Below are 18,425 nucleotides of genomic sequence, written 5' to 3'. Positions count from 1 at the left end.
AGCGCCTACGTGCAAGGAAATTCCAAGTCGACAGAAGGGGGGCGCCGCCCCTCATCCGCCCTTCGGGCACCGTCTCCCCGTGGACGGGGAGACGGTGAAGACATCGCCATCATCGGTGGCGGCATCATCGGCATCTGTGCCGCCGCCTCTCTGGCCGAGGCGGGGCGCAAGGTCACGATCTTCGATCGGACGGGCATCTGCGAGGAGACGAGCTCCGGCAATGCCGCCGCCTTTGCCTTTTCCGATGTGCTGCCGATGGCCCACAAGGGCATGATGCGGCAATTGCCGAAATGGCTGGCCGATCCGCTCGGACCGCTCAGCATCCCGCCCGCCTATCTGCCGAGGCTTCTGCCCTGGCTGATCCGCTTCTGGCGCGCCGGTGCGCCGGGAAAATACGAGGCGAGCCTTGCCACTCAGGCAGGCATGATGAAGCTCGCTGAAGCGGAATGGATGGGCCTGCTCGATCGCTCCGGTACGCGGTCGATGCTGCGCGAGGATGGCTCGCTCGAACTCTACGAAAGCGAAGCCGAATTTCAGGCCGGGCTGCCCGGCTGGGCGGCGCGTGAGCGTTTCGGCATCGGTTTCCGCCATGTCGAGGGCGAGGAACTGGCCGCCTTGCAGCCGGGGCTGTCGCCGCGCTTCATCAAAGGCACGTTCGTGCGAGGATGGAAGACGGTCGCCGACCCAAAATTGCTGGGCAAGGCGGTGTGGGCCTATGCGCAGGCCAAGGGCGCCCGCTTTGAGCTGGCTCGGATCAGCCAAGTCGCGGCGGATCAGAATGGTGCGACACTGACGTTGGCCGACGGAACGACCAGGCAGGCCCGACACCTTGTCGTCGCCGCCGGCGCCTGGTCGCATCTGCTGGCGAGGCAGCTCGGCGATCGCATTCCGCTGGAAACCGAGCGCGGCTACAACACGACGTTGCCGACGAGTGCCTTCGACGTGAAGCGGATGCTGATCTTCTCCGGCCACGGCTTCGTTGTCACGCCGCTCGAAACGGGCCTGCGCGTCGGCGGCGCCGTCGAACTCGGCGGCATCGAGCGGCCGCCCAATTACAACAGGTCGAAGGCGCTGCTGCAGAAGGCGCAAAAATTCCTGCCGGGGCTCGATCCCTCGGGCGGGCGCGAATGGATGGGGTTCCGTCCCTCGCTGCCGGATTCAGTGCCCGTCATCGGCGGCGCGCCAGGAAAGCGGTCGGTGATCTATGCCTTCGGCCATGGCCATCTCGGCCTGACCCAGGCGGCAGCCACCGGACGGTTGATCAGGGATCTTGTCCTGGGGCAGACTCCGCCGATCGATCTGGCCCCCTTCAGTCCACAGCGATTCTGATTTTTCGGTTTTGTTTTTCGAGGAGCGTCATGGCCAAGAAATCCTTCTTCTGCATAGACGGCCACACCTGCGGCAATCCGGTGCGCCTGGTCGCCGGCGGCGGCCCGCTGCTGCAGGGCTCGACGATGATGGAACGGCGGGCGCATTTTCTGGCCGAGTATGACTGGATCCGCACCGGGCTGATGTTCGAGCCGCGCGGCCATGATGTGATGTCCGGCTCCATCCTCTACCCGCCGACGCGCGAGGATTGCGACATCGCCATCCTGTTTATCGAAACCTCCGGCTGCCTGCCGATGTGCGGCCATGGCACCATCGGCACGGTGACTTTTGCCATCGAACACGGGCTGATCAAACCGAAGACGCCGGGCGTGCTCAGGCTCGACACACCGGCTGGCCTGGTCATCGCCGAGTACAAACAGGTCGGCGACTATGTCGAGGAGGTGCGCATCACCAATGTGCCCTCCTTCCTCTACGCCGAGGGGCTGACGGTCGAATGCCCTGAGCTCGGCGAAATCACCGTCGATGTCGCCTATGGCGGCAATTTCTACGCCATCGTCGAGCCGCAGGCGAACTACCGCGACATGGCCGACTATTCGGCGGGCGACTTCATCGCCTGGAGCCCGGTGGTGCGGCAGCGGCTCAACGAGAAATATTCCTTCGTGCATCCCGAGAACCCGGGCATCAACCGGCTGTCGCACATGCTGTGGACCGGCAAGCCGACCGTGGCCGGGGCCGACGCCCGCAATGCCGTGTTCTATGGCGACAAGGCGATCGACCGTTCGCCCTGCGGCACCGGCACCTCGGCGCGCATGGCGCAGCTTCATGCCAAGGGCAGGCTCAAGGCCGGCGACAGCTTCGTCCATGAATCGATCATCGGTTCGCTGTTCAAGGGCAAGGTCGAAAAGGACGTCACCGTCGCCGGCAAACCGGCCATCATACCCTCGATCGGCGGCTGGGCGCGGATGACCGGATTGAACACCATCTTCATCGACGACCGCGATCCATTCGCGCATGGTTTTGTGGTCAAGTGAAGGGAAACCTGACCTTGCGGAAAGGAAGAGAACGAAAAACGGAATGTGTCAGAAACGCAACGATTCTTCTCATCACCTAATTTTGACGGCGATTTCTTCGAAACGGGGCGCATGATGCGGCCGAATCGTCAAAGACATTGCGTTATGCCAATGGTAGGGTCCGCGGTAGTCCAGGGGTCGGATGGGAGAAAACGGGCAATCGGACGGCGTGCCGCGAAAACACGAATGACGATTGAAAAATGACGTTGCAATCCGGGCTCGAAACTTTACGACTAGGGGAAATACGAAAAGGGATGCGTCTGCATGGGCGACATTCCAGGGGAGCCATGTACACATGCAGTACTTTGTCCAGCAGCTTATCAACGGGCTGACGCTGGGATCGATCTATGGGCTGATCGCGATCGGCTACACGATGGTCTACGGCATCATCGGCATGATCAACTTCGCTCATGGCGATATCTTCATGGTGGGTGCCTTCACGGCGCTGATCGTCTTTCTCGCGCTGGGCGCGCTGTTCTATTCGGTGCCGGTTGTGGTGGCGCTGCTGGTCATGATGATCGTGGCGATGCTGCTCACCAGCCTTTACAACTGGACGATCGAGAAGGTGGCCTACCGGCCGCTGCGCGGTTCGTTCCGGCTGGCGCCGCTGATCACCGCCATCGGCATGTCGATCGCGCTGTCGAATTTCGTCCAGGTGACGCAAGGGCCGCGCAACAAGCCGATCCCGCCGATGGTCAGCCAAGTCTACAACATCAACGGTATCAGCGTGTCGCTGAAGCAGATCATCATCGTCGTCGTCACCGCGCTGCTGCTGGCGCTGTTCTGGTATCTGGTCAACAGGACTTCGCTTGGGCGGGCGCAACGGGCCTGTGAGCAGGACCGCAAGATGGCGGCGCTGCTCGGCATCGATGTCGACCGTACCATCTCGATCACCTTCATCATGGGTGCGGCCCTTGCCGCCGTCGCAGGTACGCTGTTCCTGATGTATTACGGCGTCATTGCCTTCTCGGACGGCTTCACGCCTGGCGTGAAAGCCTTCACGGCGGCGGTGCTGGGCGGCATCGGTTCGCTGCCGGGCGCGGTGGTCGGCGGGCTGATGATCGGCTTCATCGAGAGCATGTGGTCGGCCTATTTCTCGATCGACTACAAGGACGTCGCGGCGTTCTCGATCCTGGCAATCGTGCTGATCTTCCTGCCTTCCGGCATATTGGGCCGGCCAGAAGTCGAAAAGGTCTGAGACCATGGCCGTCACCGTATCTCCGGAGCGCGACACCGTCGCCACCCCTATGCAGCGCGCGTTGCGTGAGGCGCTTTACGCCGGCGCCATATCGTTCGGCCTGTTCGTGCTGTTCATCGGCCTGAAGACAGGTCAGAACATTTCCAATGAACTGGTCCTGACGACGCGCTGGGGCCTGCTCGCCGCCGTGGTGATCGCCACGGCTGTCGGGCGGTTTCTTTATGTCGCTTATGGCCAGCCCTTCCTGGCCAACCAGAAGATCACCGACGTCGCCACCGGCCTGCTGCCGGCCAGCGTGGCGTCACGCTTCTTCCAGTTGCCGGCCTTCATCGTGGCCATCATCGCCGCGGTGCTGCTGTTCGTCTTCAACAGCTCTCTCGCCGGATGGGTGGGAGCTGAGCCGGCCGGCTATCTGCAATTCCTGCGCGCCCTGGCGGTCATCTATGTACTGGCTTGCGTGATTTATTATTTCAGGGCCTTCATCCATGCCAACTTCACCAAACTCGGCATTGCCGCGCTTATGCTGTACCCGATCCTCGTGGTCGCGGTGCTGTCGCTGAGTGCCTGGTCGATCGCCAGCGGGCTGCAGGGTTCGCTGAAATGGGTCGATAATTTCGGCATCCAGATCCTGATCTATGTGATGCTGGCCTGGGGCCTGAACATCGTCGTCGGCCTCGCCGGCCTGCTCGATCTCGGCTACGTCGCCTTTTATGCAATTGGCGCCTATGCGTATGCGTTGCTCGGCACCCAATACGGCCTGTCGTTCTGGATCCTGCTGCCGGCAGCGGGTGCCATGGCCGCCTTCTGGGGCGTGCTGCTCGGCTTCCCGGTGCTGCGCCTGCGCGGCGACTATCTGGCGATCGTCACGCTGGCTTTCGGCGAGATCATCCGCCTGGTGCTGATCAACTGGCGCGAGGTCACCAACGGGTCGGCCGGTATCTCCGGTATTCCCAAGGTCAGCTTCTTCGGCCTGATGTCGTTCAACGTGTCAGACCCGAACTACATCGCCAAGGTGTTGGGCATCGCCCAGTCGGGCGCGTATTACAAGATTTTCCTCTATTATCTGATCCTGGGCCTGTGCCTGCTCACCGCCTTCGTCACCATCCGGCTGCGACGCCTGCCGGTCGGCCGCGCATGGGAAGCGCTGCGCGAGGACGAGATCGCCTGCCGGTCTCTGGGCATCAACACGACGACAACCAAGCTCACGGCTTTTGCCACAGGCGCCATGTTCGGTGGCTTCGCCGGCTCCTTCTTCGCCGCGCGGCAAGGCTTCGTCAGCCCGGAATCCTTCGTCTTCCTGGAATCGGCCATTATCCTCGCCATCGTCGTGCTCGGCGGCATGGGCTCGCTGGTCGGCATAGCGGTTGCCGCCATGGTGATGATCGGCGGCACCGAGGCGCTGCGTGAACTCGACTTCCTCAAGCAGATCTTCGGGCCAGACTTCACCCCGGAACTCTACCGCATGCTTCTGTTCGGCATGGCCATGGTCATAGTCATGCTGTGGAAGCCGCGCGGCTTCGTCGGCAGTCGCGAACCGACCGCCTTCCTCAAGGTGCGAAGAGCTGTCTCTGGCTCCTTCACCAAGGAGGGCCACGGCTGATGAATGCGAGCTCGATTCAGGGGACCAATCCGGGCATGAACGACGCCATCCTGCAGGTCGAACATCTGTCGATGAAGTTCGGCGGCCTGGTCGCCATCGGCGACCTCTCCTTCACCGCCAGGCGCGGCGAGATCACCGCGCTGATCGGACCCAACGGCGCCGGCAAGACCACCGTGTTCAACTGCATCACCGGCTTCTACAAGCCGTCGGAAGGCATGATCACGCTCAACCGGAACGACGGATCGAGCTTCCTGCTCGAACGTCTGCCCAACCATGAGATCCCGGCGCGCGCCAAAGTGGCGCGCACCTTCCAGAACATCCGCCTGTTCTCGGGCATGACGCTCCTGGAGAACCTTTTGGTTGCCCAGCACAACAAGCTGATGAAGGCCTCGGGCTACACGATCCTTGGCCTGTTCGGCTTCAGCAGCTACCGCAAGGCCTCGGCGGAATCGGTAGAGCTTGCCAAGCACTGGCTGGAGAAGGCCGACCTCGTCGATCGAGCCGACGATCCGGCCGGCGACCTGCCCTATGGCGCGCAGCGGCGTCTCGAGATCGCGCGCGCCATGTGCACGGGGCCGGAGCTTCTGTGCCTCGACGAGCCGGCGGCTGGCCTCAACCCGAAGGAATCGGCGGCACTCAACGAACTGCTGATCGATATCAAGAAGACATCAGGCGCCTCGATCCTGTTGATCGAGCATGACATGTCGGTGGTCATGCAGATATCCGACCATGTCGTGGTGCTGGAATATGGCCGCAAGATCTCCGACGGCAGTCCGCAATCGGTGCGCACCGACCCGCGCGTCATCGCCGCCTATCTCGGCGTCGACGACGAGGAAGTGGAGTCGGTCCTCACCGAAGTCGGCGACGAAGACGTTATCGAACAGCTCGATACCGGCCCTGATGCCGCGCACGGACCGGGGACGTCGTCTTCGTATCTCGCCGGGCCGGTGACCGACACGATCGGCCATAGCGAAGGCGAACGCGTGACTGTGTCGAAGGGCGCCTCCAAGGCGGCGCAGGTCGATGCGAAGGCCAAAAACGCACCAAGAAAGCCGTCCGAGCGGGCCACGGCCAAGCCGGCCGCGAAAACCCCGACAGCCAAGCCGCGCGGAGGGCGTAAATGATGGCCGCGACAACGCTGCTCGATATCAAGGGCGTGCAGACCTATTACGGCAACATCCGGGCGCTGAACGGCGTCGACGTCACCGTCAAGCAGGGTGAGATCGTCGCGCTGATCGGCGCCAATGGCGCCGGCAAGTCGACGCTGATGATGACCATTTTTGGTGCCCCACGCGCTCGCGCGGGCACCATCACCTTCGCCGGCACCGACATCACCCAGATGCCGACGCATGAGATCGCGCGCATGCGCATTGCCCAGTCGCCCGAGGGCCGGCGCATCTTTCCGCGCATGACGGTGATGGAAAACCTGCAGATGGGCGCCAGCCTCGACAACCTCAAGCACTATGACGAGGACGTCGAGAAGGTGTTCACGCTGTTTCCGCGGCTGAAGGAGCGCATCGCCCAGCGCGGCGGCACGCTGTCGGGCGGCGAGCAGCAGATGCTGTCGATTGGACGCGCGCTGATGGCGCGGCCGAAGCTGCTTTTGCTCGACGAACCGTCGCTGGGTCTGGCGCCGCTGATCGTCAAGCAGATCTTCGACGCCATCCGCGAACTGAACCGCACGCAGGGGCTGACCGTGTTCCTGGTCGAGCAGAACGCCTTCGGCGCGCTGAAACTCGCCACGCGCGGCTATGTCATGGTCAACGGCAATGTGACGATGAGCGGCACCGGCAAGGAACTGCTCGCCAATCCGGAAGTGCGCGCCGCCTATCTTGAAGGCGGACACCACTGAGTTTGGAGCGGAATGTGTGCATGCGGTATTCCGCTCCAAGTTGTTTGTTTGTCGCATGATCTTTGTCCGAAAAGTCTGCAACTTTTCGGGATCATGCTAGGGAGACTTCACCATGCAGGGCATTCTCTACGAGGAGCCGTCGATCTGGCAGTTCTTCTTCGTCACCTGTCTGCTGGGCGGCTGGGCGGCCTGGATGACGGGCAAGGCCAGCGCCCAGACATGGCGCAGCTTCATCCATCTGTTCGCCTATATGCTGGGCCTCGGCATCGGCATCCGTTTCATCCATCACGCGCTGTTCGGCGGCACGATGTTCTCGCTGCACTATTACATCGTCGACACCATCGTGCTGATGATCCTCGGCTTCATCGGCTATCAATACACGCGCACCAACCAGATGGTGACACAGTATAATTGGCTCTACGAAAGAGCTTCAATCTTGAGCTGGAAACCGAAAGGTTGACGTTCATCATTAACGCCGCCTCGGAATTGAATCGGCGTGACAAGTGCCTGAAAATCGGCAAACTATGCTTTCTGCGATAAGGGTGGGCATCGCATGAAAGCTTCATCCACGCCCACTCCGTAAATGGGAGCGTTTAAATGAAAAAGTCACTTTTGTCCGCCGTCGCCCTGACCGCGCTTGTCGCGTTCGGTGGTGCCGCGTGGGCTGACGTCCTGGTCGGCGTTGCCGGCCCGATCACCGGTCCGAACGCCGCCTTCGGCGCACAGCTTCAGAAGGGTGCGGAAGCGGCTGTCGCCGACATCAATGCCAAGGGCGGCATCAACGGCGAGCAGATCAAGCTCGAGGTTGGCGACGACGTCTCCGATCCGAAGCAAGGCATTTCGGTCGCCAACAAGTTCGTCGGCGACGGCGTCAAGTTCGTGGTCGGCCACTTCAACTCGGGCGTCTCGATCCCGGCATCGGAAGTCTATGCGGAAAACGGCATCGTCGAGATCACCCCGGCTGCCACCAACCCGAAGTTCACCGAGCGCGGCCTGTGGAACGTGTTCCGCACCTGCGGACGCGATGACCAGCAGGGTATCATTGCCGGCGCGTATCTCGCCGCGAACTTCAAGGACGCCAAGATCGCCGTCGTGCACGACAAGACCACCTACGGCCAGGGCCTTGCCGACGAAACCAAGAAGGCGATGAACGCCAAGGGCGTGACGGAAGTCATGTATGAAGGCATCAATGTCGGCGACAAGGACTTCTCGGCGCTGATCGCCAAGATGAAGGAAGCCGGCGTTACCATCATCTATTGGGGCGGCCTGCACACCGAAGCCGGCCTGATCATCCGTCAGGCGGCCGACCAGGGCCTCAAGGCGACGCTGGTTTCCGGCGACGGCATCGTGTCGAACGAGCTGGCTTCGATCGCGGGCGACGCGGTTGCGGGCACGCTCAACACGTTCGGCCCGGATCCGCGCCTGATCCCCGCCAACAAGGAACTCGTCGAGAAGTTCCGCGCGCAGGGCTTCGAGCCGGAAGCCTATACGCTCTACGCTTACGCCGCCGTGCAGGCGATCTCGGAAGCAGCGACCGCTGCCAAGTCGAACGACCCGCAGGAAGTTGCCAAGGCGCTGCATGCGAACGGCCCGTTCAAGACCGTGCTCGGCGACCTGTCCTATGACGCCAAGGGCGACCCGACGCTGCCCGGCTACGTCATCTACGAATGGAAGAAGGGCGACGACGGCAAGTACACCTACATCCAGAAGATGTAAGCTCGTCAGTCTCCAGATTTTACGGATGCCCGGCGCCTTGCGCCGGGCATTTTTCTTTTTGAGCCGCGCTCACGTTCAGAGGGTCCGGTAAGCCGATACGGCCGGGCCTTTTGCCGGAAAATGATCATGCCTTGAATGGCAGCGGCAGCACTTTCTTGCGCGTTCGAATGAATGCGACCGACTTTGTCGCAAAGATTCCATTTCAATCGGTTTAAACGCGTGTCAATTTTGTTTGCACTGCAGCATTTTCACGCTAATCATTGCGCCGATTTCTCTTCCTTCCGTTGCTGGAGCCCAGTCCTTGGCCATCACGAAGATCCTCGTCGCCAACCGGTCCGAAATCGCCATTCGCGTCTTTCGCGCGGCCAACGAACTTGGCCTCAAAACCGTGGCGATCTGGGCAGAGGAGGACAAATACTCCCTGCATCGCTTCAAGGCCGACGAGAGCTACCAGGTCGGACGTGGGCCGCATCTGACCCGGGACATGGGACCGATCGAAAGCTATCTGTCGATCGAGGAGGTGATCCGCGTCGCCAGGCTTTCGGGCGCCGATGCCATTCATCCCGGCTACGGGCTGTTGTCGGAAAGCCCTGAATTCGCCGACGCCTGTGCCGAGGCCGGGATCACCTTCATCGGGCCGAAGCCGGATACGATGCGCCGGCTCGGCAACAAGGTCGCGGCGCGCAATCTCGCCATCGAGGTCGGCGTGCCGGTGATCCCCGCCACCGATCCGTTGCCGGACGACATGCACGCGGTCAAGAAACTGGCCAAGGAAATCGGCTACCCCGTGATGTTGAAGGCATCATGGGGCGGCGGCGGCCGCGGCATGCGTGCCATCCGCGCCGAAGCCGACCTTGCCCGTGAAGTCACGGAAGGCAAGCGCGAGGCGAAGGCCGCCTTCGGCAAGGACGAGGTCTATCTCGAAAAGCTGATCGAGCGCGCGCGCCATGTCGAGGTGCAGGTGCTGGGCGACACGCATGGCAATGCGGTGCACCTGTTCGAGCGCGACTGCTCGATCCAGCGCCGCAACCAGAAGGTCGTCGAGCGGGCGCCGGCGCCCTATCTCGAAATGTCGCAGCGCGAGGAGCTTTGCGGTCATGCGCTGAAGATCGCCCGCGAGACCAGCTATATCGGCGCTGGCACGGTCGAGTTCCTGCAGGACGCCGACACCGGCAAATTCTACTTCATCGAGGTCAACCCGCGCATCCAGGTCGAGCATACCGTCACCGAGCAGGTGACCGGCATCGACATCGTCAAGGCGCAGATCCATATCCTCGACGGCTTTGCCATCGGCACGCCGGAATCGGGCGTGCCGGCACAGAAGGACATCCGGCTGAACGGCCACGCCTTGCAGTGCCGCATCACCACGGAAGACCCCGAGCACAACTTCATCCCGGACTACGGCCGCATCACCGCCTATCGCGGCGCGACTGGTTTCGGCATCCGCCTCGACGGCGGCACCGCCTATTCGGGCGCGGTCATCACCCGCTTCTATGATCCGCTGCTGGAGAAGGTGACGGCATGGGCGCCGACGCCAGCCGAGACCATCGCCCGCATGAACCGGGCGCTGCGCGAATTCCGCATCCGCGGCGTCGCCACCAATTTGACCTTCCTCGAAGCGATCATCAACCACCCGAGCTTCGCCGACAATTCCTACACGACCAAGTTCATCGACACGACGCCGGAGCTGTTCCAGCAGGTCAAGCGCCAGGACCGTGCGACCAAGCTGCTCAACTACCTAGCCGACGTGTCGGTCAACGGGCATCCCGAGACGCGCGGCCGGCCGCAGCCGAAAGCTGACGCCGCGGCGCCGGTGGTGCCCTATCTCAACGGCAATGTGCCTGGCGGTAGCAAGCAGAAACTCGATGTGCTGGGGCCGGAGAAGTTCGCCGCCTGGATGCGCGAGCGCAAAGAGGTTCTGGTCACCGACACGACGATGCGCGACGGCCATCAGTCGCTGCTGGCGACGCGCATGCGCACGCATGACATTGCCGGCATTGCCGGTACCTATGCGCGTGCCCTGCCGCAGCTTCTGTCGCTCGAATGCTGGGGCGGCGCCACCTTCGACGTCGCCATGCGCTTCCTCACCGAGGATCCATGGGAGCGGCTGTCGCTGGTGCGCGAGGCAGCGCCCAACCTGTTGCTGCAAATGCTGCTGCGCGGCGCCAACGGCGTCGGCTACACCAACTATCCCGACAATGTCGTGCAGCATTTCGTCAAGCAGGCCGCGAGCGGCGGCATCGACCTGTTCCGCGTGTTCGACTGCCTGAACTGGGTCGAGAACATGCGCGTGGCCATGGATGCGGTCGGCGCCGAGGGCAAGCTGATCGAAGCGGCGATCTGCTACACCGGCGACATTCTCGATCCGGCGCGGGCGAAATACGACCTCAAATATTATGTCGGCCTGGCCAGGGAATTGCAGGCGGCGGGCGCCCACATCATCGCCGTCAAGGACATGGCCGGGCTGTTGAAGCCGGCGGCGGCACGCGTGCTGTTCAAGGCGCTGCGCGAAGCGACCGACCTGCCGATCCATTTCCACACCCACGACACGTCAGGCCTGTCGGCGGCGACGGTGCTGGCGGCGGTCGACAGCGGCGTCGATGCCATCGACGCGGCGATGGATTCGCTGTCGGGCAACACCTCGCAGCCATGTCTCGGCTCCATCGTCGAGGCGCTGAAGGGCACCGAGCGCGACCCCGGCCTCGACCCGCAATGGATCCGCAACATCTCGTTCTACTGGGAGGCGGTGCGCAACCAGTACGCCGCCTTCGAAAGCGATCTGAAAGGGCCGGCGTCGGAAGTCTATCTGCACGAGATGCCGGGCGGACAGTTCACCAACCTCAAGGAGCAGGCGCGCTCGCTCGGGCTGGAAACGCGCTGGCACGAGGTGGCGCAGACCTATCACGACGTCAACCTGATGTTCGGCGACATCGTCAAGGTGACGCCGTCGTCCAAGGTCGTCGGTGACATGGCGTTGATGATGGTCAGCCAGGACCTGACCGTCGCCGATGTCGAAAATCCCGACAGGGATATAGCCTTCCCGGATTCGGTCGTCTCGATGCTGCGCGGCGATCTCGGCCAGTCACCCGGCGGCTGGCCGGCGGCGCTGCAGAAGAAGGCGCTGAAGGGTGACAGACCGATCACGGTGCGGCCCGGGTCGCTGCTCAAGCCAGCCGACCTCAAGGCAAGCCGCAAGGAGATCGAGGAGAAGCTCGAGCGCAAGCTCTCGGAGTTCGAATTCGCCTCGTGGCTGATGTATCCGAAGGTGTTTACGGATTTCGCCGGCGCACAGGAAACCTACGGGCCGGTCAGCGTCCTGCCGACGCCGACCTATTTCTACGGCATGAGGCCGGAAGACGAGATCTTCGTCGACATCGAGAAGGGCAAGACGCTGGTGGTGCGGTGCCTTGCCATCGGCGATGTCGACGAGAAGGGCATGGTCACCGTGTTCTTCGAGCTCAACGGCCAGCCGCGCCGTGTGAAGGTGCCCGACCGGGCGCATGGCGCGTCCGCCGCCAAGGCCCGCCGCAAGGCCGAGCCCGGCAATGAGGCACATGTCGGCGCACCGATGCCGGGTGTCGTCTCGGCGCTTTCGGTGGCCGCCGGCCAGGCTGTGAAGGCCGGCGATGTGCTGCTTTCCATCGAAGCGATGAAGATGGAGACGGCGCTGCATGCCGAGCGCGACGGCACGGTCGCCGAGGTGCTGGTCAAGGCCGGCGACCAGATCGATGCGAAGGATTTGCTGATCGCCTTCAGCTAATCGGTACCTTCCTGGGGATGGCTGTCCGCATCATGGCGGCAGCCTTGGCTCGATCACCGATAACAGCTTGACCCGCCGTCGCCGGTCGGGCATCGAACCGGCTCAAATTTGCCGCCGTCGTCCCCGAGTCGCGGTGCAGAAAACAATGTGGAGAAAAACATGGCCGACGATATCACCGATACCAGCCAGACTGTTGCCGCCGGCCAGCTGCGTGCCTTCATCGAGCGCATAGAGCGGCTCGAGGAAGAGAAGAAGACCATTTCCGACGACATCAAGGAAGTGTTCGCCGAGGCCAAGGGCACCGGGTTCGACACCAAGGCGATGCGCACGATCATCCGGCTGCGCAAGAAGGACCAGGCCGAGCGGCAGGAAGAGGAAACCATCCTCGATCTGTACAAGGCCGCACTCGGCATGGTGTAAGACTAGCCGGCCCCGGCACCGAGGCGGTTGCCGGAGATACGGTTTGAGCCATGAGCGAATTCGATTTCGGTGCCCGCCGCGCCTCTGAATTCCGCCAGCGCGGCTTCTGGACGCTGTTCGCCGAGCGGCATCCGGAAGAAAAGGCTCTGATGGCGAGGCGCGGACCCTGGTTCTGGCAGCGCGGGCTGCCCGACTTTGCATTGGTCCTTTCCATGTATGTCGCGCCGGCGCAGAACCACGTCGGCGTCTTTTTCGGCCGCAACGAGAAGTTCGGTGCCACGCAAGCCTGGTCGCGGTTGAAGCCGTTCCAGCCAGATATCGAAGACAGGCTGAAGCTCAGGCCGGAACAGAGTTGCGAGGGCCTCGGCATCAATTCGATGTGGCGGGTGAACTGTTATGCCGAGGACAACTGGCCGGCCATGACCGACTGGCTGGTGACCGAATGCTCGCGTATCGAGCGCGCCGTGACCGAAGTCCTGGGGCAGGGGTAGATATCAGGTGTTGCCAGAAGGCGTCGGATCCTTCTTCCGCTCACGCTGGCAAGGTCAGGTACCGCTCGACCGCCTGTTCTGGCGCGATCTTGTCCTTGTCGGCACGGCGATCAGCGTCGCCGCATCGGCGCTGGCGCTCGTCCTGCTCGGACTGAAGTTGCCGCTCGGCCTTGTGCTGGCAGTGCATTTCGCATCGGTGCCCTACAGCCTGTTCCTGACCTTGGCCGTATGGCGAACCACCGAAAAGATTCCCGGTGCCAAGGCCTGGATGATGACGCTGGGCGCCACGCTGTGGCTGGTGGCGATGATCGTGGTCTGATCGTCTGCCCGGGGCGCGACGGATATTCCAACAAAAAAGGCGGCCGAAGCCGCCCTTTCATTTTCTCGAACCCGGATGGTTCAAGCCGCCGGCTCGAATTTCAATGCGACGCCGTTGATGCAATAGCGCAGGCCGGTTGGCGGCGGGCCGTCCTCGAAGACATGGCCGAGATGGCTGCCGCAGCGGGCGCAATGGCATTCGGTGCGGACCATGCCGTAGCTGCGGTCGACGGTGTTTTCGACCGAACCCGGCACCGGGTCGTTGAAGCTCGGCCAGCCGGTGCCGCTCTCGAACTTCAGCTTGGATTCAAACAAGGGCTGGTCGCACCCGACGCAGGAAAAAGTGCCGGCGCGCTTCTCGTAGAGCAAAGCGCAGCTTCCCGGCCGCTCGGTGCCGTGGCCGCGCATGACGGCATATTGCTCCGGCGTCAGCCGGGCGCGCCATTCGGCGTCGGTGCGGGTTACGGGGTAGGTGTGGGTGTCCATTTGATCTCCTCAGCCTTGCCGGCTCGTTGTTGATTGCAACCTCATATTCGCACCAAGATAGACATTTGTTACGGCATTTGCCTGCATTTTCGATCGTGACCTTATGCGATAGCTGCGAGATAGCGGGTGACCGATGTGTCTAATGCCGCTTTTGCATCCCCAATGACATTCTGGTTCCACCATGCACCATAGATATGGTCGAACTGGAAAGGCTCCAGCGCCGCCGCGATGCGGCGCACCGCCGTCGCGTTGAGCGGAATCTGGTTCGGGTAGCTGTACATGAAGCTGACATGGCGACGCGTCGGCGTCACCTGCAAGATGTCGCCGGACAGCAGGGCGTTGCCGCCATCGCGGTTCCAATGCAGCACCTGGCCGCCGGCAAAGTGGCCGCCGCAGCGGATGAGTGTCAGCGAAGGGTTTATGGCCAGCGTCTCGCCTTCCCAACTGACGATTGCTTTGTGCGGCCGCATGATCCACTCACGGTCGTCGGCGTGGAGATAGATCGGCACGCCGCCAAACGCCTCGCTCCACTCGACCATCACCGAATAATAATGGCAGTGCGAGATGGCGATCGCCGCCAGGCCGCCGCGGCGGTTGATCTCGGCCACCGCCTCGTCGCTGACCATCGAGACGCAGTCCCACAGCACGTTGCCGTGCGGCGTCTGCGCCAGCAGCGCCCGCTGGCCGATGGCGAAGCTCGGCTCGATGCCGAAGGCGAGAACGCCGGTGTCGTCCTTCATCACAAGCCGGTGTCCGGCGGCGAGTTCCTGCGGCGCGATCCAGGCCTGCCCCTCCCAGCGCACATATTGCCGCTCGTCCTCGCAGATCGGGCAGTGTTCCGGCGGTGTCTCTGTTGCCGCGAACTGGACGCCGCATTGCAGGCAAAGAAAGCCGGTTTCTTGCCTGTCCATTCAGTGCTTCCTTGAAAGCTGCTTGGTCGCGCCTTCCAGCCCGGCCAAGGTCAGCGGGAACATGCGGCCGCCAAAGATGTCGCGAATCATCGCGATCGAATGGGTAAAGCCCCAGTTCTTAGGGTTTTCGGGGTTCAGCCATACCGCGTTCGGCCATTGCTGCAACAGGCGGCCGAGCCAGACGGCGCCGGCCTCCGGGTTCCAGTGCTCTACCGAGCCACCGGGATGCGCAATCTCGTAAGGGCTCATCGAGGCGTCGCCGACGACGATCACCTTGTAGTCCGGCCCGTATTTGTGGAGGAGCTCGAAGGTCGGGACCGTCTCGGCGTGGCGGCGACGATTGTCCTTCCACACGCCCTCATAGAGGCAGTTGTGGAAATAGAAATATTCGAGCTGGCGGAATTCGGCGCGGGCGGCCGAGAACAGCTCCTCGACGCTCTTGATGTGGTCGTCCATCGAGCCGCCGACATCGAAGAACATCAGAAGCTTCACGGCGTTGCGCCGTTCCGGCCGCGTCCGCACGTCGAGATAGCCGTGCTCGGCGGTGGCGTGGATGGTGCCGGGCAGGTCGAATTCCTCCTCGGCGCCCTCGCGCACCCAGCGGCGCAGGCGCTTGAGTGCGATCTTGATGTTGCGGGTGCCGAGCTCGACGGCATCGTCGAAATTCCTGAATTCGCGCTTGTCCCACACTTTTACGGCGCTGCGGTTGCGGCTTTCATGCTGGCCGATGCGCACCCCTTCGGGATTGTAGCCATAGGCGCCGAAGGGCGAGGTGCCGCCGGTGCCGATCCATTTCGAGCCGCCCTGGTGGCGGCCTTTTTGCTCTTCGAGCCGCTGCTTCAGGGTCTCCATCAGCTTGTCAAAACCGCCGAGCGCTTCGACCAGCTTTTTCTCCTCGTCGGTCAGGTGCTTTTCGGCGAGGCGACGCAGCCATTCTTCCGGGAGGTTCCTGACGTCCAGTGCATCCGGCCCGCCCAGCGCTTCAATACCCTTGAAGACATGCGCAAACACCTGGTCGAAGCGGTCGATATGGCGCTCGTCCTTCACCAGCGCCGCACGGGCGAGGTAATAAAAACCTTCGACGTCGTAGTCGACCAGCCCGGCTTCCAGCCCCTCCAGCAGCGACAGATATTCCCGCAGCGAAACAGGAACACGCGCTGCCTTCAGTTCGAGGAAGAAGGGGATGAACATGGCCGGTTATCTGTGACCTTCGATCTTCTCTCGCGCGGCGCTTGCAATGAATGCAGAGCGCGTCAGGCCACGGCGGCCTGCTTCTTCGTCGATCGCCGCCAGGAGACCGGCGTCGAGCGACAGATTGGCTCGGACGGGCCGGCCGGAGTCGATCAGCACCGGGATCATTACCGCGGATTCGCCGGCGGCAGTATCGAGTTCGTCTTCCAGGAGCAGTTGCGCCACCGTACGCGAGACCGGCAACTGCGGATGTTTCGTTGCACGTGCTTCGACCCATTCGCGCACGGCGGAAGTCACATCGGCAATGGCCTCTTCGGGGCTTGCGCCGCCTCCGTGACAGCCTGGAAGATCGGGAACCCGCACCCCCCAGACATCATCAGCGCCATCGAGAATTCCGACATAGTGCGTCATATGATCCGTCCTCAAATCCATCCAGCCAGCCGTGCGATCGACCGTGCGACACCCGGAGATTGTTCGCGATGCCTGGGCACGATGATCATCACCTCAGGTCGGTCCGGATGCTCATATTTGTCGTGCTTGCCGCCTCCGACACTTTCCCAGCCATCGCGTAAGCCTGATGATAATTTTGCGCGTATTGGTCTCGATCAACGGCATCACGCATCCAGGTATTGCGCAATATATTGCGCAATTTCGGCTATTTCAATCGTCCGATTTCTTCACAGCAGGTCATACTCGATGAAGCCGGTCCTGCGCGCGACATGGTCGTAGAGCTTGCGTGCCGTGGTGTTGGTCTCGTGCGTCATCCAGTAGACATTCTTGACGCCGATTTTTGCGGCTTCCTGTTTCACCGCCTTGATCAGCGCGGCACCAATACCCTTGCCGCGCACGTTCGGGTCGGCGAACAGGTCCTGCAGATAACAGTTGTTTTTTTCCGACCAGCCGGAGCGGTGGTAGAGATAGTGGGTGAGGCCGACCGCCTTGCCGTCGAGCGTGGCGATGAAGCCTTTCGGCTCGAACTCACCTTCGGTGAACAGCCGCTTCCAGGTGACGGCGTAGACCTCTTCCGGAAGCTTGGTTTCGTAGAAAGTGAGATAATCGGTCCACAGGCGCCGCCAGTCGGCGTGGTCGGACTGCGCGAGCGGGCGGACAACAATCTCAGTCATTTCATTTCCTCCGAAGGGTTCTGGCCGAAGCTGCCTCCCAGTTCGGCCGGCAGCAACGGTCCACAGAAGGGAAAGCGCTACTGCTGCCGCCCTATTGCTGCCTTCTGGCCATGAAGGCCAGCCGCTCGAACAGGTGCACGTCCTGTTCGTTCTTCAGCAGCGCACCATGCAGCTTGGGCAGGGCGTTCTTCGGGTCGGCACGCAAATCCTCGGGCGCAATATCATCGGCGACCAGCAGGCGTATCCAGTCGAGCGCCTCGGAGGTCGACGGCTTCTTCTTCAGCCCTGGCACCTCGCGGATCTCGTAGAACTGGGTGAGTGCCGCGCGCACCAGGTTCTGCTTGATGCCGGGATAGTGCACGTCGACAATTTTGTGCAACGTGTCGACGTCGGGAAAGCGGATGTAATGGAAAAAGCAGCGGCGCAGGAAGGCGTCCGGCAGCTCCTTCTCGTTGTTGGAGGTGATGATGACGATTGGCCTGACGGCGGCGCGGATGGTTTCGCCGGTCTCGTAGACGAAGAACTCCATCCGATCGAGTTCCTGCAGGAGGTCGTTGGGGAATTCGATGTCGGCCTTGTCGATCTCGTCGATCAAGAGCACGACCTTCCTGCCGGCCGCGAATGCTTCCCACAATTTACCGCGCCTGATGTAGTTCCTGATGTCGTTGAACCTGATATCGCCAAGCTGGCTGTCGCGCAGCCGCGAGACGGCGTCATATTCGTAAAGGCCCTGCTGCGCCCTGGTGGTCGACTTGACATGCCATTCGATGAGGTCGAGGCCAAGTGCTGACGCCACCTGGCGGGCGAGTTCCGTCTTGCCGGTGCCGGGCTCGCCCTTGACCAGCAAGGGCCGCTCCAGTGCGATCGCGGCGTTGACGGCCACCATCAGATCCTTGTCAGCGACATAGGCCGCCGTGCCTTCGAAACGCATTCTTGCTCCTCGGTTGGTCATCGCGACC

Annotated in this window: 17 protein-coding genes and 2 pseudogenes; 12 read left to right on the top strand and 7 right to left on the bottom strand. The window is 62.4% G+C overall.

Going from position 1 to position 18,425, the window contains the following annotated elements:
- Nucleotides 1–9 precede the first annotated feature (9 nt).
- The 12 genes and pseudogenes from FCU66_RS21905 (at nt 10) to FCU66_RS21850 (ending at nt 13,755) form a co-directional block, all read left to right on the top strand.
- The gene (locus FCU66_RS21905; protein ID WP_246093983.1) at nt 10–1,329 is read left to right on the top strand and encodes an NAD(P)/FAD-dependent oxidoreductase; all 1,320 of its coding nucleotides are present in this window, start codon (nt 10–12) and stop codon (nt 1,327–1,329) included.
- Between the two features lie 29 nt (nt 1,330–1,358).
- Complete coding sequence (locus FCU66_RS21900) at nt 1,359–2,360, top strand: 4-hydroxyproline epimerase (protein WP_136618465.1); 1,002 nt, start codon at nt 1,359–1,361, stop codon at nt 2,358–2,360.
- A 334-nt stretch (nt 2,361–2,694) separates the two neighbouring features.
- A complete protein-coding gene (locus tag FCU66_RS21895) occupies nt 2,695–3,597 on the top strand; it encodes a branched-chain amino acid ABC transporter permease (RefSeq protein WP_136618464.1) in 903 nt (300 codons plus the stop codon).
- Nucleotides 3,598–3,694: 97 nt separating this feature from the next.
- Nucleotides 3,695–5,197: pseudogene (livM, locus tag FCU66_RS21890) on the top strand (high-affinity branched-chain amino acid ABC transporter permease LivM); the annotation flags it as partial.
- Nucleotides 5,197–6,312 (top strand): annotated as a pseudogene (locus FCU66_RS21885) (ABC transporter ATP-binding protein); the annotation flags it as partial. The pseudogenes livM and FCU66_RS21885, both read left to right, overlap by 1 nt.
- Before the next feature lie 8 nt (nt 6,313–6,320).
- Nucleotides 6,321–7,049 (top strand): ABC transporter ATP-binding protein, encoded by a 729-nt coding sequence (locus FCU66_RS21880; RefSeq protein ID WP_109664599.1) that lies wholly within the window; start codon nt 6,321–6,323, stop codon nt 7,047–7,049.
- A 112-nt stretch (nt 7,050–7,161) separates the two neighbouring features.
- Nucleotides 7,162–7,509 (top strand): DUF6867 family protein, encoded by a 348-nt coding sequence (locus FCU66_RS21875; protein WP_109664604.1) that lies wholly within the window; start codon nt 7,162–7,164, stop codon nt 7,507–7,509.
- A gap of 137 nt (nt 7,510–7,646) precedes the next feature.
- The gene (locus tag FCU66_RS21870) at nt 7,647–8,765 is read left to right on the top strand and encodes a branched-chain amino acid ABC transporter substrate-binding protein (RefSeq protein WP_136618461.1); all 1,119 of its coding nucleotides are present in this window, start codon (nt 7,647–7,649) and stop codon (nt 8,763–8,765) included.
- A 301-nt stretch (nt 8,766–9,066) separates the two neighbouring features.
- The gene (gene pyc, locus FCU66_RS21865; protein ID WP_136618460.1) at nt 9,067–12,525 is read left to right on the top strand and encodes a pyruvate carboxylase; all 3,459 of its coding nucleotides are present in this window, start codon (nt 9,067–9,069) and stop codon (nt 12,523–12,525) included.
- A 159-nt stretch (nt 12,526–12,684) separates the two neighbouring features.
- On the top strand, nt 12,685–12,945 hold the full coding sequence (locus FCU66_RS21860; protein WP_013529099.1) for a DUF2312 domain-containing protein: 261 nt from the start codon (nt 12,685–12,687) through the stop codon (nt 12,943–12,945).
- A gap of 50 nt (nt 12,946–12,995) precedes the next feature.
- Nucleotides 12,996–13,436 carry a hypothetical protein gene (locus FCU66_RS21855; RefSeq protein WP_136618459.1) on the top strand — a complete coding sequence of 147 codons (441 nt, stop codon included), beginning with the start codon at nt 12,996–12,998 and terminating at the stop codon, nt 13,434–13,436.
- Between the two features lie 7 nt (nt 13,437–13,443).
- Nucleotides 13,444–13,755 (top strand): hypothetical protein, encoded by a 312-nt coding sequence (locus tag FCU66_RS21850; protein ID WP_136618458.1) that lies wholly within the window; start codon nt 13,444–13,446, stop codon nt 13,753–13,755.
- Between the two features lie 80 nt (nt 13,756–13,835).
- Here the strand turns inward: FCU66_RS21850 and msrB are convergent, their stop codons facing one another.
- From msrB to FCU66_RS21815, 7 genes are all read right to left on the bottom strand, one after another.
- Nucleotides 13,836–14,240, bottom strand: coding sequence for a peptide-methionine (R)-S-oxide reductase MsrB (gene msrB, locus FCU66_RS21845; protein ID WP_013529102.1), 405 nt, complete (start codon nt 14,238–14,240; stop codon nt 13,836–13,838).
- A gap of 101 nt (nt 14,241–14,341) precedes the next feature.
- The gene (locus tag FCU66_RS21840; protein ID WP_136618457.1) at nt 14,342–15,151 is read right to left on the bottom strand and encodes an MBL fold metallo-hydrolase; all 810 of its coding nucleotides are present in this window, start codon (nt 15,149–15,151) and stop codon (nt 14,342–14,344) included.
- Nucleotides 15,152–16,342: a vWA domain-containing protein gene (locus tag FCU66_RS21835; protein WP_136618456.1), complete on the bottom strand. Its 1,191-nt coding sequence runs from the start codon at nt 16,340–16,342 to the stop codon at nt 15,152–15,154.
- Nucleotides 16,343–16,348: 6 nt separating this feature from the next.
- Complete coding sequence (locus FCU66_RS21830; RefSeq protein ID WP_136618455.1) at nt 16,349–16,753, bottom strand: type II toxin-antitoxin system HicB family antitoxin; 405 nt, start codon at nt 16,751–16,753, stop codon at nt 16,349–16,351.
- 11 nt (nt 16,754–16,764) lie between these two features.
- A complete protein-coding gene (locus FCU66_RS42830; RefSeq protein WP_136618494.1) occupies nt 16,765–16,938 on the bottom strand; it encodes a type II toxin-antitoxin system HicA family toxin in 174 nt (57 codons plus the stop codon).
- Nucleotides 16,939–17,019: 81 nt separating this feature from the next.
- Nucleotides 17,020–17,466, bottom strand: a complete 447-nt coding sequence (locus FCU66_RS21820) for a GNAT family N-acetyltransferase (protein ID WP_136618454.1) — start codon at nt 17,464–17,466, stop codon at nt 17,020–17,022.
- A gap of 91 nt (nt 17,467–17,557) precedes the next feature.
- A complete protein-coding gene (locus tag FCU66_RS21815; RefSeq protein ID WP_136618453.1) occupies nt 17,558–18,397 on the bottom strand; it encodes an AAA family ATPase in 840 nt (279 codons plus the stop codon).
- Nucleotides 18,398–18,425 lie beyond the last annotated feature (28 nt).

The sequence above is a fragment of the Mesorhizobium norvegicum genome (assembly GCF_004919685.1).
Classification (GTDB): domain Bacteria; phylum Pseudomonadota; class Alphaproteobacteria; order Rhizobiales; family Rhizobiaceae; genus Mesorhizobium; species Mesorhizobium norvegicum.
The sequence above is the reverse complement of the archived record's forward strand: the minus strand, read 5'-3'. Positions and strand labels throughout refer to the sequence as shown.

Bases quoted from the DNA above. Each gene is read 5' to 3' on its own strand.
- FCU66_RS21900 (WP_136618465.1), top strand. From the start codon at position 1,359: ATGGCCAAGAAATCCTTCTTCTGCATAGACGGCCACACCTGCGGCAAT.
- FCU66_RS21895 (WP_136618464.1), top strand. From the start codon at position 2,695: ATGCAGTACTTTGTCCAGCAGCTTATCAACGGGCTGACGCTGGGATCG.
- FCU66_RS21880 (WP_109664599.1), top strand. From the start codon at position 6,321: ATGGCCGCGACAACGCTGCTCGATATCAAGGGCGTGCAGACCTATTAC.
- FCU66_RS21875 (WP_109664604.1), top strand. From the start codon at position 7,162: ATGCAGGGCATTCTCTACGAGGAGCCGTCGATCTGGCAGTTCTTCTTC.
- FCU66_RS21870 (WP_136618461.1), top strand. From the start codon at position 7,647: ATGAAAAAGTCACTTTTGTCCGCCGTCGCCCTGACCGCGCTTGTCGCG.
- FCU66_RS21860 (WP_013529099.1), top strand. From the start codon at position 12,685: ATGGCCGACGATATCACCGATACCAGCCAGACTGTTGCCGCCGGCCAG.
- FCU66_RS21855 (WP_136618459.1), top strand. From the start codon at position 12,996: ATGAGCGAATTCGATTTCGGTGCCCGCCGCGCCTCTGAATTCCGCCAG.
- msrB (WP_013529102.1), bottom strand. From the start codon at position 14,240: ATGGACACCCACACCTACCCCGTAACCCGCACCGACGCCGAATGGCGC.
- FCU66_RS21840 (WP_136618457.1), bottom strand. From the start codon at position 15,151: ATGGACAGGCAAGAAACCGGCTTTCTTTGCCTGCAATGCGGCGTCCAG.
- FCU66_RS21835 (WP_136618456.1), bottom strand. From the start codon at position 16,342: ATGTTCATCCCCTTCTTCCTCGAACTGAAGGCAGCGCGTGTTCCTGTT.
- FCU66_RS21830 (WP_136618455.1), bottom strand. From the start codon at position 16,753: ATGACGCACTATGTCGGAATTCTCGATGGCGCTGATGATGTCTGGGGG.
- FCU66_RS21820 (WP_136618454.1), bottom strand. From the start codon at position 17,466: ATGACTGAGATTGTTGTCCGCCCGCTCGCGCAGTCCGACCACGCCGAC.
- FCU66_RS21815 (WP_136618453.1), bottom strand. From the start codon at position 18,397: ATGCGTTTCGAAGGCACGGCGGCCTATGTCGCTGACAAGGATCTGATG.